At 55.9% G+C, this 17976-nt stretch carries 14 protein-coding genes; 5 read left to right on the plus strand and 9 right to left on the minus strand.

The features are described from left to right. Window positions 1-50: 50 nt before the first annotated feature. The 6 genes from CU669_RS20145 to CU669_RS20170 all read right to left on the minus strand — a co-directional run bounded on the left by CU669_RS20145 (window position 51) and on the right by CU669_RS20170 (window position 8299). Window positions 51-722: a hypothetical protein gene (locus CU669_RS20145; RefSeq protein WP_112147389.1), complete on the minus strand. Its 672-nt coding sequence runs from the start codon at window positions 720-722 to the stop codon at window positions 51-53. Between the two features lie 842 nt (window positions 723-1564). Beyond that, complete coding sequence (locus CU669_RS20155; protein ID WP_239988813.1) at window positions 1565-2401, minus strand: SDR family NAD(P)-dependent oxidoreductase; 837 nt, start codon at window positions 2399-2401, stop codon at window positions 1565-1567. 238 nt (window positions 2402-2639) lie between these two features. Beyond that, entirely contained in the window at window positions 2640-3488 is an 849-nt protein-coding gene (locus tag CU669_RS21245; protein ID WP_146747822.1) for a cyclic nucleotide-binding domain-containing protein, read from the minus strand. A gap of 393 nt (window positions 3489-3881) precedes the next feature. Next, a complete protein-coding gene (locus CU669_RS20160; RefSeq protein ID WP_407671618.1) occupies window positions 3882-5609 on the minus strand; it encodes a cytochrome D1 domain-containing protein in 1728 nt (575 codons plus the stop codon). A 383-nt stretch (window positions 5610-5992) separates the two neighbouring features. Next, window positions 5993-8017, minus strand: coding sequence for a methyl-accepting chemotaxis protein (locus CU669_RS20165; protein WP_239988814.1), 2025 nt, complete (start codon window positions 8015-8017; stop codon window positions 5993-5995). A 78-nt stretch (window positions 8018-8095) separates the two neighbouring features. Further along, window positions 8096-8299 (minus strand): hypothetical protein, encoded by a 204-nt coding sequence (locus tag CU669_RS20170; RefSeq protein WP_112147392.1) that lies wholly within the window; start codon window positions 8297-8299, stop codon window positions 8096-8098. A gap of 306 nt (window positions 8300-8605) precedes the next feature. Between CU669_RS20170 and CU669_RS22105 the strand changes: the two genes are divergently transcribed. From CU669_RS22105 to CU669_RS20190, 4 genes are all read left to right on the plus strand, one after another. Next, a complete protein-coding gene (locus CU669_RS22105) occupies window positions 8606-8893 on the plus strand; it encodes an ATP-binding protein (protein WP_275667828.1) in 288 nt (95 codons plus the stop codon). Window positions 8894-9402: 509 nt separating this feature from the next. Continuing rightward, window positions 9403-9855 (plus strand): DUF4347 domain-containing protein, encoded by a 453-nt coding sequence (locus tag CU669_RS20180; protein WP_161539748.1) that lies wholly within the window; start codon window positions 9403-9405, stop codon window positions 9853-9855. Then, window positions 9855-10472, plus strand: coding sequence for a helix-turn-helix transcriptional regulator (locus tag CU669_RS20185; RefSeq protein ID WP_112147394.1), 618 nt, complete (start codon window positions 9855-9857; stop codon window positions 10470-10472). Before CU669_RS20180 ends, CU669_RS20185 begins: the two co-directional genes overlap by 1 nt. Before the next feature lie 24 nt (window positions 10473-10496). Beyond that, window positions 10497-11648, plus strand: a complete 1152-nt coding sequence (locus CU669_RS20190) for a helix-turn-helix transcriptional regulator (RefSeq protein ID WP_146747823.1) — start codon at window positions 10497-10499, stop codon at window positions 11646-11648. A 9-nt stretch (window positions 11649-11657) separates the two neighbouring features. Here the strand turns inward: CU669_RS20190 and CU669_RS20195 are convergent, their stop codons facing one another. From CU669_RS20195 to CU669_RS20205, 3 genes are read right to left on the minus strand one after another with little or no spacing between them, the layout of a single operon-like run. Further along, complete coding sequence (locus CU669_RS20195; RefSeq protein ID WP_112147396.1) at window positions 11658-13079, minus strand: HlyD family type I secretion periplasmic adaptor subunit; 1422 nt, start codon at window positions 13077-13079, stop codon at window positions 11658-11660. 10 nt (window positions 13080-13089) lie between these two features. Next, a complete protein-coding gene (locus tag CU669_RS20200) occupies window positions 13090-15303 on the minus strand; it encodes a type I secretion system permease/ATPase (protein WP_112147397.1) in 2214 nt (737 codons plus the stop codon). Window positions 15304-15339: 36 nt separating this feature from the next. Then, window positions 15340-16686: a TolC family outer membrane protein gene (locus CU669_RS20205; RefSeq protein WP_112147398.1), complete on the minus strand. Its 1347-nt coding sequence runs from the start codon at window positions 16684-16686 to the stop codon at window positions 15340-15342. A 216-nt stretch (window positions 16687-16902) separates the two neighbouring features. Here CU669_RS20205 and CU669_RS20210 point away from each other — a divergent pair. Beyond that, window positions 16903-17976, plus strand: a 1074-nt coding sequence (locus CU669_RS20210; protein ID WP_192884641.1) for a cadherin-like domain-containing protein, incomplete at its 3' end; no start/stop codon positions are given.

Raw genomic sequence — 17976 nt, forward strand, 5'->3', positions numbered from 1 at the left:
GGCTCCGTCTTGATTCGCAACCAGACAGAATCACAACGCACTGAAATCACTCAACTTAATTTCCGGTCAGCCTCTAAGGCCAACCGCAGAGCCACAGGTTTCAGGCACTCCGCTCCGCGCGCCGCGCCGGTTATCACGACCGCGACGGCGGTTTTGTAGGGCCAATGTGCGGGGAGACTTTCCCAAAACTTTCCCAGCCAGTCGCCCTTCGGAATCTTCGAAAGCGATGGTCGCTTGCCGTGAGATTTGCGGATCCTCCGACCATTAGGGCGCCGGTCATTTCCGTCGGGATATGTGGCTAGGTCAATTTCTGCTAGATGTCCGAGGTTTCGAATAATGATGTCTGCCAAAGACTGCAAAGGCACCGGCCTTGTCGTTTCATCCACGGCGACTGTCGATGGCAATATTGTTTGATCAAGGGCATCTTGGAGGATGACAACCCATTTACTGATCTTTAGGCGCTTCACATAGCGCAGCGCCAGCTTTCGCAGCTGCCAGGTTTTTTTCGTACAGCCAGAGAAACTCAGGCGCTGCTCAATGGTCATTGGACCGTAAGACTCCACTTGCTCGCGAACGTCCGCCGAGTTGTGCAGCCGGTTAAAAATCTCCAAGTATACCGCCTTCGAGTTTTCTGCCGGGTCATGCTTATGCCAAGCGACCATCGCCGTCTCCACCCGCTCGACGACCTTTTCCAGTCGCGCCTTCATTGTCACGTCGTTCATGTTACCCGTCCCGCTTCGCTTTCATTGTCAACCTTCATACTTTGTAACCGAAAAACGATGGTGACAAAGCATGCACAAATTGTAGTTACAAAGTGCGAAAAACAAAACGCTGGCGATTATGAAAACTGCACAACATGTTAAAATGTGGCGCACCATTGCTGTCGTCAGCCACACATCTTAACATTTGGTGCGATGGTATATTTAATATTATTGTGCATATTTTATACTAAATTTACACGGCAAAATGCTGACATGCATTTAGGCGCAAAGTTGCTTGCGGTCATGACGGGAGGGGCGCTTGGTTTTTTTAGCAACCAGCCGCGGTGAACGAGATCGGCTAGGTTGAAGCGTCCAGCTTCCCCAGGAATTCTTGGGCGGCAACCTGGTTAATAGGTCAATATTTTCAACGATCTAAGGCGTTCTATGGACATTATGTCCATATGCGCCGAATCTATGGACATTATGTCCATAGATCCTGCAACACATTGAAAATTATAGTTAATTATATAGAGGTTTCGCATGCGATAGCCGATGCAGATGCAGATGCAGATGCAGATGCAGATGCAGATGCAGATGCAGATGCAGATGCAGATGCAGTAGACGGTCTTGAGGAAACCAGCTCAATCCTAACGAGACGACTTCAGGAATTGCTTCAAATTTACCGCTGTTCAGGATTTGCCGGTAAGCGTGGGGATTCCCTGCTGGTTCAAGTAATCGGCGTTTTCCTGATAGGTGGGGGGCGGCGGCACGGAGTTCTGCCACCGCGTCCGCTACACGACCGCCAAGCGCCTCTCGCCACCGCCGTGGAGAGCGCCGCAGGCCGACACTCCCCATCGTCCAGATCAGCCAATGGTGTAACCGCCATCAACCACGATTTCCTGGCCCCAGATGTTCTTGGCCGCGTCCGAGCACAGAAAAACGGCGGTCTCGGCGATATCGGCGGGCCCACCGAAGGCACCCGGCATCAGGCGGGCCGTGACCTGGGTGGCGACTGCCTGCAAGACGTCGGCGGGCAGGCCGATGCTGCCCCAGATCGGGGTTCCGATCGGGCCGGGTGCCACTGAGTTAACCCGGATGCCCAGGGGGGCCAACTCGGCCGCCAGAGTCTGCGAGAATGACTTCAACGCCGCCTTGCTGGCGCTGTATATCGCCAGCCCGGGGAAGCCTACCTGGGTCAGAAAGGTGGTGACGAACAGCACCGAACCACCCTTGCGGATATGTGGCAGGAAGCCGCGGACGGTCTGCACAGCACCGGTGAAATTCACATCGAACTGGTGATTGATCGCGGCAACGTCGCTGTCAGCGAACGGAACAACCTTGGCGATACCGGCATTGGGGATGATGATATCGACACCGCCAAACCTCTTGGTGGTCTCGGCGACCAGACGCTCCAGGTCGGCAGCGTTGGTCACGTCACCGGTGACGACCAGGACGCGCTCCTCGTTGCCGACGGCAATCTCGGCCAGGGCTTTGGCATTCCGGGCAAAAACGGCGATTTTGGCGCCTTGGGCCAGGAATTTGTCGGCGATGGACCGACCGATGCCGCTGCTGGCTCCCGTGATGACCGCAACTTTTCCGGCAAGATGATTTGACATGGAGATGTGTATCCTTGGCTGGGAACTTGGTTTGACAGCCCACTTGGTCACGAAACGCAGCGAGATGAAATTGAGGGCGGTCAAGTGGCCAAGTAGGAACCGGCACGGCAAGACGCCCCAAGCCACAATAGATCCGCATTGGTGGAATATTTTAACGACACGCACAGCTGAAGTGGACCATTGAGCCGGATCGCCGCGTCGAGGTGTCTGACCGTTTTACCCCAAACACCTGTGGTTCAGGGCGAAGGTTTTGCAATGCCATTGGGTGCAAATTCCGGCCACTGAAAGTGCTGAGTAGGACAGGGAAGCGCCGAGGATATTGTCAAGACCGTGGTCGTTTAGGTTTTGGGCTACTCAGGCCCCATTGCCCTTCGTCGCCGTCATTAGGGATAGGAGGGACTAGAATAGCTGGACGATCGGACTCTGAGGAAACGCCTATCGCCCGGGTGTCGCCATGCTCAAAAGCAATAGAATTGCAATTATTATCTACATTGATGCCTGCATCCACAACAGAGCATCCAGATGCAATACTTTCTAGTGCAACGAATGAGTTTATGTTCAATGTTCCGCGCTTAATCTCGGTTACTACTGAGCTGTCTTTCAATCTTAAGAATGACCGCGATATGCATTCACGCGTAACGTCAAATTTATGAGCAAGATCTCCCTTTGGTGCTATCCTGGCCACGCCATTATCATCTGCCATCTCAATAATGTACCTTGCGAGGCTTGGCATTATTGTTTTTCCGGCGACGTCCATGAGCCTCCTGGATACGGCAATTGAATGCAGCTTATATTGGTTCTTCAGGGCTGATGATAACGCATAGCTGCGCATAATTACATTGGATGCCACAATAACCGCTAGGCCATTCGAGTGAGAAATCGTCGAGAATATTTCAGGCTCATTCTCCACTGCTCCGAGCGTTAAAATATCCCCTGGATAGAATTGATACAGTATAATGTTTGGGCGTCGATTACTTGAGTGGCTAGGCAAGTAGGCTCGGACATCCCCCCGCAGAAGCATAATGACCAAAGGATAAATGCCCCCCTTTGATGAAAGCTCTTCCCGCGAGATAAACGAGCGCAGCTGCCCACGGCTCAAGAAATCAGATGCAAGTTGACGCCTCTCATAAGGCAGCAACTGCAAAGTATCGTGATTTTCCGACTGATTCACAATACCCTCCCCAAAGGACGATTGCCAAACAGTGTTTTTGCCCTAATTACGGCAAGAGTTCACAACTTCCAAACATGTCACATGTTCCAAATGAGAGTGCATTTGTTCTTTCTGGTAATCAGGCGCCATTTAGAGCTGCGCTCTTATCACAAGCGGCTTGAGTTCATGCCGTAAAACCCTGATCTGTGACAAAGTTCAAGGCTGGCTCCAGTCGAGATAATATTCAATCCATTGCACCTGGTTAGCCCCGCCGGACTGGGACATGAACGTGATCGAACGCCACTCCGCTGTGTTTTCGAATGACGGTGCTGGGTCAGGTTTGTCTATTTGAGGCTAACGGGGGCGGAGGCCGACAACTTCTCCTAGTTTGGCGCAACGCCCCATCAGTGGTGACTAATATATATCCTGGCCCGTGTTAAAGATGTTGAACTTCCCAGTTGGTGTCTTGATTCTATCATCAGCAATGATGGTCTTTACCTTCATGGTTTCGTCATCGAGAACCACAATTGCTGACTGCCGGTCTACCCGGTTCCATACGGACAGCCAAACCTCCTGCCCGCTACGATCATATGCTGCATGTACAACCTTTGCGGAGTTGTCATTGATTCCCGCTAGATTGGCCACGGGAAGGATTTTGGCTGGTTTGTCGAGATGGTTCACATCAAACACAGCTACTGAACCCGCAATATTCGGGGAGGGATTCATTGGGGCGTCAACCCACAGGTGGTGCGACTTCGGATGTGTTGTCGAGAATAGGGAGCCATTTCCCAGCCCCTTGAGATTCTGCACGACCTTCCAGGCATTCTTAGGGTGCTTGTCAGGGTCTGTGCCAATGATTGCTATGGTCGAATCTCCAAGGTGGCCGGTAACCCATGCAGGACCAAACTGAGGATGATTGATGTTGGCTCCGCGACCCGGATGAGGTCGAATCCCAATTCCTTTTTCAACGACAGCCGCCACGCGTCGTTCCTTGGTATCGACCACCACCACCTTGTCCTCGGCGTTGGCGGCGATCAATGCGTAACGTCGCGTCGAATCCAGGCCGCCGTCGTGAAGAAAGCGCTCGGCCTTCAGCGATTTGATTGTCGGATTGACAACGTCGGTGTAGTCAACCAGGAGAGCCTGCCCGGTTTCTTTAACATTCACAAGAAACTCCGGCCGCTCGTACGAGGCTATAATTGAAGCAACGCGAGCCTCCGGATGGTAGTCCCCGCTGCCCGCAATCATGCCTCTCGTCGAGATAACGTTGAGTGGTTCGTAGGTATTACCATCAAGTATTGTAAATTGCGGAGGCCAATACGCGCCAACGGCAACGTAGCGATCTTCGTATCCTTTAAACTTACTGGGCTCAACGGCTCTGGCTTCATAGCCAATCTTGATTTCGGCAACCAGTTGAGGCGCCTGGGACCAAAGGTCAACCAGCGATGCCTTGCCGTCACGAGATATGATGTGCAGATAACGGCGGGACAGAGAGGGCCGCACAACGTGAACGGCATGTCCAGTGGGAATGGTTGCTACGACTTTCTTGGAATTGCCGTCAATGAGTGCGACCTGATCGATATCACGTAGAACGACAGCGAACATGTTGTCTAGGTCGAGGTCGTTCATCTTCTTGATTGGCCTGTTGGCCATAGGCACCACATTTCGCCAAGATTCCCGCATGCTACTCAGTCCAAACTCCGGAGGAGAGCTTGGGGGCACCATCAAGTAGCGTGCCATCAACTTGATCTCGTTCTGCGAAAGAATCTCAGACGCCCCCCAACTGGGCATCCCTGTATCGCCACCATGGGTTATGCGGCGCACCACTTCATCTTCACCAAGGGCAGACATCGTTTCAGCGGGTAGGGCGCGTCCTGTCGCCCCCTGACGCAGAACGCCATGACACCCAGCACATCGCTCATAGAAGATTTGGCTCGCGGCCCCCAATTCGGAGGGACGCATCTGTGATCCGGTTATGGTGCTTGCAGTGGGTCTGGGGAGCGAGTCCAAGCTTGGACGGTAGACGTCTGTTGCTGGCCCTCCACTAGATGAAGATACCTGGGCGAAAGCTGAATTCCAAAATCCAAACAGGACCATCGCTGCAATTATATTGCGTTTCATCCCCCACCCCACATCAGCCATTAAGGTGCAAATCAGCGGTGGCGATGCAAATTAAAGCATCGCCACCCTGCTGCAGCCAATGCGGACATGACCTATTAGGTCAAAATCGATGCAGACTACCGAACCGGGAGGGTTTGGTGCGGTCGCCCCGATCTGTACAGCACCGAGTGCAGCAAAGAAGAACGTTTCATCTGCGAACATTCTTGTCGTCTATCGGCATGAATTGCAACCAGAAAGGTGTATATAACATGCCCAATGCCATATGCTTTTTGGCGTGTGGCGCGGCTGAATGGCCCCGGCGCTGCATCTGAGCGCCGCACCACCGACTGCAGGCCGCTCAGGGAGAAGGATTTCTGCGGCCCCGTTTGCCAATTCCGCCGCTCGCTGGCGGCAGGAAAGACGGGTCAGCAGGCCCTAATCTCTCCCAGGAAACCGTCGATGGTCGAGCGAAGCCTGACCGCCTCGTCGCCCATGCACTTGGAGGCCTCAAGCACTTGGTCGGCGGCAGAGCCAGTCTTTTCGGCGGCTTCCTGAACGCCGCCGACATTGGCGGAAACCTCGGTGGTTCCAGAAGCCGCCTGCTCGACGCTGCGGGCGATTTCCTGAGTGGCTGCGCTTTGTTCCTCAACAGCAGCGGCAATGCCCGAGGTGATCTCGCCGACTTCACGGATGATCCCGACAATTCCGCCGATGACCTGCACGACCTTGTTGGTCTGCTGTTGCACAGCGGCGATCTGCTGGGCAATCTCATCGGTAGCTTTGCCAGTCTGGTTGGCAAGATGCTTGACCTCGTTGGCGACGACGGCGAAGCCCTTTCCCGCCTCGCCGGCGCGGGCGGCTTCAATCGTGGCGTTCAAGGCCAGCAGGTTAGTCTGAGCGGCAATGTCGTTGATCAGGACCACGACGTCGCCGATCTTGCTGACCATGGTGGCCAGACCGGCGACGGTATCTTGGGCTTCACCTGCTTCCACAACTGCGTTGCCGGAAATTTCTGAGGAACGCTGGACTTGGCGACCGATCTCTTGGATCGAACTGGTCAGCTCCTCTGCGGCAGAGGCGACTGTCTGAACGTTGGCCGAGGCCAACTCCGTCGCCGAGGCGACCACGCAGGCGCGCTGATTGGTGTCGTTGGCCGAGTGACTCATGGAGGAGGCGGTGCCCTGAAGTTGGCTGGCAGCACTGGAGACCGACTGGACCATCGCAAGAGCGGAACTCTGGAAACGGGTGACCAGAGCCTCAATGGTGGCGGCCCGTTGTTCACGGTTTCGGGCCTCTGCCAATTGCCGTTCTGAGAGTTCGCGTCCGCGCATCATCTCGTCCTTGAAGACTTGGACAGAGCGTGCCATGCCGCCCATCTCGTCACCACGCTCGGTGCCTACGACGGTGACATCGAAGTCGCTGACCGCCAGCCGTTCCATGATAGTGACCATTGAACCGATGGCCGAAGTCATCTGCCGCACTACAGTCACGGCCACCGCACCGGCCAAGGTCAGACCCGCCAAGACGGCGATGGTCGTGGTCCACAGAATTGCCCTGGCGCCCGCCTCGACCGTGGCGGACTGGGCCAGGACGTCGTTGGCCATACGATCCTCGACCTTCTTCAACAGATTTATCCGTGCCGTGGCGGAAGCGAACCAGGCCGGACCCGTCACATCCTCGACGGTACCGGTGGTAACGCTGTCGATACCGACTTTGCGCATCCGCTCGACAGTGCGGGTGGCGTCATCGTTCAGGGTGCTGCGGAAAAATTCCGCCTGCGATGGGCTGGCATGGGCTAGGAATTCGTTGAAGAAAACGCCCTGTTCGGCGATGACCGTCACATAGCGGCGGAGGGTTTCCGCATCGAACTTGCCAGCGGCGAAGGCACCAGCGCCGATGGCCCGTTCCTGCCCGGCCTTCTCCTTGCCCTCCATCAGTTTAAGATAGGCTGCGACCATGCGGCCGACGCTGGCGTCGTTGGACAGCACGGCAATATGGTCGACCACGTCCAGTTGCAGGCGGATGGTTTTGGTGAAGTTGGTGATAGAGGTTTTGCTGTCGATGCTCAGGGAATCAACATCCGAGCGCGAGGAAATCAAAGCCAACAGCTGCTTGCGGGCGGAGTCAACCGTCGGAGGAAAACTGGCGCCCAACTCAGACAGGTCCATGCTGTGCACTGAGGCTTCAAGGCGCTGTCGGGCTTCATCGGTCAGCTTGCGCTGGGCCAGCATCTCGTCGCGGAACTTGGTTCCTTTGCTGCCGATGAAGACGGCGGTAGCTCCGCGTTCCTTCTGCACTTCGTGGACGACAGCACTGATGTTGGCAGTCAGGGGGGCGATGCGGGCCAATGCGGAAGTCTCGGAGACGACGTGCGCTTTCTCGGTTATCAGTGTCGCCGCCAAGCTTACTATCAAAATTACCGGAAAAAGAAACGAAAGAAGAACCTTCATCGAGATTCTAATGCCAGCTAGAAAGCGCATTTACCTGCCCCCCCGTCCCTATAGAAAACGTAGACCTTTGGTCTAATGCTATTTGGCCAAACTTTTTCCGGACGGACGGCCTGTCCAACCACGGATATCCACCAGCGTCGCCGCCTCGCTTTCGGGAATATCTGGCCGCACCGTCCTAACTGCGTCCACGGCGCGTTGTCTCTGCCCCAGGGCGTCGAGGCCATCGCTCTCAGCGTCTTTCACTGCTTGGGATATGACCAAGCCGAGGTCATGGTTGCTCATTCAGCGCCTCACCCATACGCAAACAGGTATATTATATGCCCGCATGATCTTCAACCACACAGAGAGAAGCAAGAGCTGCATGACCTGACCCTCCATGTCGTTCGACGGTTTCGGGTCATGAACAGCCGCGTGAGCGCAGTGCAGCCGCCAATCTATATGGAGCGAAGAGGAGCATTAATCAGTCAGGTGCGTTTCATTCCGGCGGCTGGCGCGTTGACGCGAGTATTTCCTCAGCCTGTTCCTTTGGCGAAGGCAGGGGCTGGCTGGGTCCAATCATGAGAACTTGATAGCGATTGCCGCGTTTCCATGCGCCGGGGCGCTTCTTGCCCTTGGGTTGGAGGCGACGCACATACCCGCACCACCGATCTCGTCCAGAAGCTCCAACTGGCCAGACGCAACCTCGACCTCGAAGCCGCCCTCACCAAACTCGACAAATATCATCTGCTGATCTGCGACGATCTCGCCTATGTCACCAAGGATCAGGCCGAGACTAGCGTACTGTTCGACTTGATCGGCGCTCGCTACGATTGCCAATCCCTGCTGGTCACCGCCAACCAGCGCTTCGGCGAATGGAACAAGGTCTTTCCCGACTAGGCCCGACTAGGCCATGACGCTGGCCGCCGTCGGTCGCCTGGCCCACCACGCCACCATTCTCGAAATGAACGTCGAAAGTTATCGACGCAGAGAAGCCCTCGAACGAAAGCGAGGGCCGGTGCGCCCGGCAAGTCGCGCGACAATCAAAACATCGCCTTGATTGTCGCGCCGCGTCAATCAAGATGAGACTAAATATAACTCGATTTGATGTCGCACAGCGTCAATCATCTATTCACCGCGACTGACAATCATCACCCAGATTGACGCGCCATACCAAATGCCGATGTTGTCGTCAGAACAGTGCCCCCCAAGGAAGCACTCGCATGGCCAAACCCTTTCTGTTTATGAAGAAACATCGAGCAAATTATTACAAATGGTAGCAAATCTAGGATGAGATTAGCCCCCACCTATGGTACTGTTGGCTCACCATTGATGTTGAGCGTGCCATGGGTGCTCTAGCGCAAACGAAAATGCGGAAGAAGTTGAACGTCTTTGCGCTTAGGCCATGCATGATGTTCGATGGCGCTGCCGATATCACCGCCAGCGAGGCGCTGCAACCCGCCGACGCTACTCCGGTACCCACCGAAATTGCCGCCCCCGCCCCGCACGAAATCGCTTTTATTGATGCCAATATCGCCGACTTCCAGGCACTGACCGATGGATTGCGCTGCAATGTCGAGGTTCATATCCTGGATCCTGGCCAGGATGGGCTGAGCCAGAGGACGTCCGCCCTGGCTGGGCGCGACGGGTTCGACGCCATCCATATCATCAGCCACGCTGCAGAAGGACAGGTTCAGTTGGGCGAAGGTGTCCTGTCGCTTTCCAATCTGGATGCAGGAGGCGGAGAATTGTCGGCCCTTGGGCGGTCGCTGATGGATCAGGGTGGCAGTTTGCTTTGTGTTAGCCAGCATTATGGCCAAAGCCTATGCGGTTGCCCTCGAATCGTTGAAATCACCCTCTGATGGATGCCCAATTTTCGATCGTCGATTTGATCCCGACCGCCGCCCTCATTCTGCGCGCAGATGGGAGCATTCGTCATACGAATTCAGCGGCCACAGCCATGCTTTCCGAATGTATACATGGCCACGGGGAATGCCTTGCTGGAAAATGTGTCATCGACGCGCTGGTCAAGGCATCGGCAAATAGAGCTGTTACCCGATCACGGCAACTGAATTACGTTCTCGATCTTCTTGATGACCCACCGCTCAAGGCAATCTTTCATGATATTGAAGAGGGGGGAGAAAATTTGATTCTCGCTTTGCTCTTCAAGGAAGGCCCGACGGTCCCCATCAGCGAAGATCTCTTGTGCAAACTATACGGCCTGACTGCAGCTGAAAGCAGGCTTGCCGCATATCTAGTGGGAAACCAAGGGGCACCCAAGGATATTGCGCTGGCCCTTGATGTATCCGTCAACACAGTGAGAACGCATATGAAGCGGATATTCGCCAAAGTGGGTGTGCCGAGCCAGGTCGAACTCGTCCGTCGTATTCTCAGTGGGCCTGCCTTGTACGCTCATGGCGTTTCCACGCCTCCAATGCAGAAAGTCATGATGCCTTGCGAGCGGGCCCCTAAGGACTAAGCCGACACCATAGTGGGGAGAATAATGCTGCCCATCACCCATCTGGGGGATGTATGGCGCAATCGATCCATCCAAAATACCTGTAGCCATGGGGGGAACATGGACGCACAGGCTTCACGAGATCGAATTATTTCATTGATTTATGAATGCGCTACCAATATCGGTAGCTGGAGGATTTTGCTTGCTGAGTTTGAGCTTCACTTTAATAAATCAACGGCAGTGCTTTGGCTTCCATCGATAGATAAAAAAAGAATTGCTATACTGTCTCAACACACGAACATGGAGCATGTTGAAGGCAGTCTCCTGGAGCAAATCAATCCGGAAAAAGCCCAGATTCTTCGCATAACCATTTCTCTTCCCTTCCGGCAGGTCGATTTGGCTGTTGGGCAATCCGGACACTTCATCCGTCCCGTCATGCCTCCGGAAGAATTGCTGGATCACAGTGCCGACCCAGGGGGTAAGGCAACGTTGTTGGTCACGAGGCCCTACGGACCGACTCATCCGGACGAGATCGCCTTCATGGAAGGCCTGTCGACTTATTTCGATGCAGCCGCATCGTTTGGACGGCATGTGGCCGAAGCGCGCCTAAGGGTCGAGATACTGGGAGACGTGCTTGATCGTCTTCCAGTCGGTACACTTGTACTCGACACCTCAAGTCGGCTGTTGGTGGCAAACCGAAATGCGCAGACCTATTTGGATCAATGGCCGGATCTCTTCATTGATGAATTCGGGCGCTGCCGGGCCAAGGTAAGGGCCATGGACAAAATGCTGGCTGAAGCGATCGAAGCCGCAAGCCATGAGACAAAGGGAAAAGCGCAGAAAGTTATTCAATTGGTTGATGACGGCGAACGTGCTGTCAGGCTGTTCATCACGCCTCTTCGCAACCGGGGACTTGGAGCCACGGTGGTGTTCATCGCCGACGGCAATCAACGTATCCCTCAGCTTTCTTCTGCCATTCGCGAACTATACGGCTTGTCGGCTGCCGAGGCTCAGTTGGTCCAGGGCTTACTGGAAGGGCGCCGGTTGGATGATTTGGCGAAGCAAAGCCGGGTGAGCATCCACACCATACGGGCACAGTTGAAATCCGTGTTTTCAAAAACCGGCGCTCGGCGCCAAACCGATCTGGTCAATATGGTTCTGACCGGCCCGGCCAGCCTTGCCGTGTCATCGAACTGAAAAAAGGGATCACCGTTCCCGCATCGCCTTTTCCTGCGCCCTGAATATGGGCTTGAGCAGATATTCAAGAACAGTCCGCTTTCCGACCACCACATCAACTTCAGCGGTCATGCCTGGTATAATGGGCAGCGGCTCGCCGGCACGGGTCAGCGCACCTTCCGTCCGAAGATTGACCTTGAAATAGCTTTCGCCCTTTTCGTCGATGATCGAATCCGCGCTGATATGTTCCAATTTGGCTTCCAGCGCGCCATAGACCGCGTAGTCGTAGGCGGTCACTCTTACCTTGGCCGGTTGTCCGGGATGAATAAAAGCGATGTCGTTCGGCTTGATCTTGGCCTCAACGAGGAGGCTGTCTTCTCGTGGAACGATGGCTATGACATCCTGGCCGGGTTTGATTACGCCGCCGACGGTGGTGACGTAGACCTGCTTGACTGTTCCCTCGACGGGAGAGCGCATTTCGGTTCTGCGCAGGCGGTCATGGGTTGACTTGAGGGCTTCTGAAAGCGCCGCCAAATTGTTTCGAACGTCGCTCAGTTGTCCCTGCGATTCCGATCTGAGATCGGTGCGGCGCTCATCCAGCCTTTGACGGGCTTCCTCGACGGCCGAACGGGCGCGCACGATGCCTTGGCGAGAGCCGGCCAGGGTTCCTTCAATGTCATTGATCTGGCGCTTGAGTTGAATCAACTCCATTCGAGACGAGACGCCTTTCTCCACCAGAGGTTCGAGAATATGGGCCTCTTCCGCCGCAAGCCTTCGGCTTTGCTCCAGCTGAGAGATGCGGGCCTCCAACTCCCGAACCTCCTGCTGCTTCTGGTCGATCTGACTGTTGAGGATCGCGACGCTAGACGTGACACTGTCCACATGAGCGCGCAGCAATTCGCGCTCGGAGGTAACCAACTGGGGTGCTTCTACGATCAATTCGCTTGGGAAATTAGCCTGATTTCGGCCTTCGACTTCCGCTTCCAAGCGTGCGCTCGCTGCAAGGAGGCTTAGATATTTAGCCCTGTCCTCTTTGTATTTGGAAAGAGCCTGAGTGTCGTCGATAACCAGGAGCACCTGGCCCTTGTGGACGCTTTGGCCTTCCTGGGTCAGGATCTCCGCGACGATGCCACCCTCTAGGCTTTGCACCATCTGGACTTGGCTGGATGGAATGACCCGTCCCTGGCCAGAGGCCACCCGTTCCACATGCGCCAAGCCCGCCCAGAGCAACAGAGCGAAAACGGAACCGAGGACGGCGAACAGCAGAATGCTGGCCGATAAACGCGGCGCCAAGGTCACGGCTGCGTTGAGCTCACTCATGAAATCTCTGTTGCCGCGACGGACATGGCTCCGGTGGGCCATGTCCTCTGCTTGAGACCGAAAGCGCTCGAACACTTGGGTGAACTTACTAAACGGCGTGGTCAATTTTGGGTGAGCGGTTTGAGGCTGCATGCCATCCCCCTCAGCTATGCTTTGCCGTGCTGATGCGGCCGGCCGCTAGAGCATCAAGCACGGATGCCCGCGGTCCATCAGCAACCACCCGCCCGCCGTCAAGCACCACGATACGATCGACCAGACTCAGCAAGGATCCCCGATGGGTAATGAGGATGATTGTCTTGCCAGCGATGGAAGGCCGCAGCCTCGCAACCAAGGCGTCTTCCGACCTGGCATCCATGGCGCTGGTGGGTTCGTCGAACACAAAAATCGGAGGGTCACGCAAGATGGCCCTGGCGATGGTCACCAGTTGGCGCTGGCCTCCAGACAGGCCTTCGCCGCGTTCACCAACAGACAGGTCGTACCCCGATGAGGTCTGATGGACAAATTCGTCGACACCGGCCAGTTCTGCTGCATGCATGACCCACGAATCATCTGCGAAGGGCATGGCGGCGCTGATATTGTCCCGCACGGTTCCGCGAAAAAGGAAGGGATCTTGGGCGACGTAACCGATATTTCGTCGCAAATCCACCGGATCGATCTGTCGCAAATCCGTATCGTCGGCCAAGACGGCGCCTTGCGTCGGCTCGTAAAGACCTAGGATCAGTTTGGCGATTGTGCTCTTGCCAGACCCGACCTTGCCGATGAAGGCGACTTTTTCTCCGGCCTTTATGGTGAGCCTCACATCCTTAAGGGCATCATTGTTCCGCTCGGGATAGGCGAAGCTGACCTGGTCGAAGGTGATCCGGCCGGACAGCCTTGGGCGATGAAGAAAGGTTTGGGTCGGAGACCGTTCGGTGGGGGCATCCATAAGCTTATTGAGCGCCTTCAAAGAAGTCAGCGACTGATTGAGCCGCGCCAGCAATTGGGCGAATTGCCCCAGAGGGGCGATGGCCCGACCTGATAAGGTCGTGCAGGCGATCAAGCCACCCATGGTCAGTTGACCGGTCAATACGAGATGAACGCCGTAGATCATCACCCCGACGGTGGCCGCCTGTTGCAGAAAGCCGGCGAAATTAACCGCCGACATCGACATGGCCCTGGCTTTTTCGCTGGATCGGGCCGACCGGCCCACATAGGCCTCCCACAGATTGCGCATGCGGCCGTCGGCCCCGACACCCTTGATGGTCTCGAGCCCATTGATGGTTTCGACAAGGATGCCGTGCTTATCTTGTCCTTCTTGAAAATGACGTCGGATGATCGCGTTCAGGGGGATCTGAATGAGCAGGCCATATCCCAGGATCAACGGAATGACGGCGACCAGAACGAGCGCGACCGGGCCGCTAACAAAACCGATGACTGCGATGAACAAGAAGATGAAAGGCAGGTCGATGATGGTGGTCAGAGTGGCCGAGGTGAAGAACTCGCGCAACGTCTCGAATTCGCGGAGGGTTCCGGCAAAGCCGCCTGCGGATGGAGGGCGTGCTACCATCTTGATATTGAGAACTTGGTCAAACAATCGGCAGGCCAAGGTCACGTCAGCCCGTTTGCCGGCAACCTCGATCAGATACCCACGCAACGTCTTGATTATGAAGTCAAATATCAAAACAATGCCCACGCCACTGGATAGGACCCAAAGGGTGTCGTAGGCGCCATTCGGTATGATCCGGTCGTAAAGCGCCATCGAAAATATCGGGACAGCCAGTGCAAATAAATTGATGACAACCGCCGCTAGGCAGACTTGGAAATAGATGCTTCTGCTTAGGAAAATTGATTTCCAGAACCAATCCTTTCCTTCTACGGCTTCAAAAACGGTGGAGGCCGAAGGCGCATGATAATCGTGGACGGGTCTGACCAAGATCGCGAAGCCGGAGTAGTTTGGCGCTAATTCTTCAGCCCCAATTGGTTCAACGCCTCCGACGGTCGGCCAAAACACCTCCAACTGGCCAACATTTGAGCGAGACACGAGGACACCGGCGCTTTCATCTGACATGACGAGGACGGCAGGCAATATCAGATCTGGAAGTTCATCCAGAGTGCGCTTGACGATTCTTGCATGGAGCCCCACTCGCTCAGCAGCCCGAATGAAAAGGTCGGGGCCGATCCGTGGTCCGGTCATGGGGAGGCCTGCGGTCAGAACTTCCGGTGACTTCGGCCGACCGTGGTGCCGTGTCAGAAAGGCAAGGCACTCAAGGAGTGGGTCATCGCGTTCGTACTGGGAAAGCGACAGCCAGCGCTCATCCAGTTTCGGCGGCTTGGGGGCTTCGGCTACGGTGCTGTCGGCATTGGAAGTTGCAATCATTTCTCGCCCCCTTCCAATTAGCGAATCTGCCTGTGCCTAGCGCATTTCGGCCTGGGGCGGCGTAGTTAGGGATGAAAGGAGGGCCCCGGAATCCGCCAGCAAGCGATACTGGGCATCCAGCGTGCCCAGTTCCGCATTCAACAAGCTGACCTTTGCCTGATACAGATCATCCTCGGCGTCGAGGAGATCCAGAAGGCTCCGGCGCCCAAGGTCGAATTGCTGTTGATAAGCGTCGAGCACGGCCGATGCGGCCGCGACTTTTTCGCGGAAGATCGGCGCATTCTCCCGAACAACCTGATAAGCGCTGAAGTCCGTTCTCACCTGTTGCTCGACTTGGCGACGGACTTCGGACTCCCGTTCCCTGGATTGAGCTTTCAGCTCAAGCGCTTTTGAGACGCGAGCGTCATCGCGTCCGCCGCGATAGAGATTATAGCGCATGACCACAAGAGCGGTCGCTTCTGTGTCTGGTCCCTTGATACCGGACACGTCTTGGCGCCTGATTCCACTCAGTTCAAGGCTGAGAGTGGGCAAATAGCTGGATCGCGCGGCATCGAGGTCGCCGTCACGGGATTCAAACGTGCGCTTGGCCGACAAAAGCGTTGGATTGGCGGCCACGGCGGCTTGGATCACTTCATCGGCGCTGTCCGAGACACTGGATTGCAAATCTACCGGGTCGGAAAGCCGGTCAGGCGGGGTGCCGACGGCCTCGATAAAGCGGGCGTTGGCGTCTCGCACGCTTCCTCGCGCCTGGACCGTGCGGGATTTGGCGGTGAAGAGGCGGTTCTGAGCCTGCCGCACGTCGGCGGAGGTAGCGGCTCCGCTCGCGGCCTTGCCCTTGAGATCCTCGGAGACCTTCTCGTGATGGCGAATGTTTTCCTCGGACAAGCGTACGGTCTCGATTGCCCGGATAACCTCAAGATAGGCTTGCGCTGCTTTTAGCCCGATTGCTTCCTTGGCGTCAGCCAGTTGAAATTCGGCAGCTGAGACCCGTTTTTGCGCGGCATCGGTCCTCGACCAAGTATCAAGACCGTCAAAAAGCATTTGCTGGGCGGTTATGACGCCTTCCTTATGGATAGTCGTGACATTCGGATCGACGCTGCCATTGGTCCGAGCCCCACGCGTCCGTGTCGTGCTGTTGTTGACGTTCTCGTAGCCTGTAGAACTTCTAACATCGAGAGTTGGGAAGAAGGTAGCGCGCTCGATATCCACGTCGGCCTCGGCCGCCTTCATTCCCGCCGCCGCGCCCTGGACTCGGGGGTGGGCATCAACCGCCGTCCGAATGGCCTCCTCGAGGGTCATGGCATGTGCCGAGAGGCCGACCGTCAAAGTAGAAATCAATCCCACAGTGAAGATTCTGGCGCGACGCGTCATACCAAAACTCATTCCCGACTCCCGAATTTAGCGAAAATGGCTGCCACGGCCTTTTATTGCTTCAGCCAGAATCTGGCGCATCCCCCAAATGGGTGATGCCTATGAAATAGTTGATGTTTCACCCAACATTTTTGCTGGGCACGAACGATTTTACCCGTTTGAGGTATTCTCACCGTTGCCATGGCGGGTGATTTTGGCGAGCAGTCAAACTTCACCTGGGGATCAGCCATGGCCGTCGTCGTTCGCATCACCGACAAGCAAAATCAGGTTCGTGAAGTTCAGGTCGAAAGCGGCAAGGAACTTCAGGTCAAGCCAGGTGAAAAGATCACAGTCGTCGGAGTGGATCCGGCGTCTGTTCTGATTGCGGTGCAAGGCAACGACGTCGCCATGGCCATCGGTGACGGTCAGCCAATCGTCCTGAAGCAGATGGCAAGCATGGTCGCCGATAAGAGCGCGTCGCTGACCGTCGGTGATCAACCCGAGACGGCCAGCGTCATCGACACGCTCGAGGCGCTCAAGCAATACGACATCAACGCGCTCTCGAATTTTCAGACGGCTGCCGGCACTGACAACTCCGCGCCTCAGTCACAGAGCAGTGATGCGAATACCGGAGACGGCAGCGGCTTTTCCATTCAGCCCGCCAACACCACCTCGAATTCCACCCCCAGGGTGACCACCGATGCGCCCCAAGCGGCGCCCGACAATGCAACTGACGCTGCCGCTGGCGGCGCCGCTCCACTTGGAGCCGCTGTGCCGGTTAATACTCCGCCGGTGGCAGTTGATGATGCCCTGACCATTGGCGAAGACGGCAAGCTCACCATCGCCACGACAAGCCTGCTGGCCAATGACTTCGATGCTAATGGCGATTCCTTGAGCCTATCATCCTTCGACGGTTCCCAACTTAAGGGAACCTTGGTCAAGAATGCCGACGGGACGATGACCTACGATCCCGGCAATGCATTCCAATATCTGGCGAAGGGTGAGACGGCGACCGAAACATTTACCTATCAAATCGACGACGGACGTGGCGGCACCTCCCAAGCTACCGTCACGATCACCATCGTCGGCAGCAATGACGGTCCGACCATTTCCGCTGCCAACTTGTCCGGCGCGGTGACCGAAAATGGCGGACTGGCCAGTTCTGGGACGATTGCCTTTAATGATGTCGATCTGACTGACGGCCACACTGTCTCGATCGCGTCCACCGAGGGCAACCTCGGCAGCTTGACCGCCTCGGTCAGCGAGAAGGCCGGAGCCGCCGATGGCAGCGTGTCGTGGAGCTACAGCGTCGATGACGCCGCC

This window comes from Paramagnetospirillum kuznetsovii, from assembly GCF_003284725.1.
GTDB lineage: Bacteria > Pseudomonadota > Alphaproteobacteria > Rhodospirillales > Magnetospirillaceae > Phaeospirillum > Phaeospirillum kuznetsovii.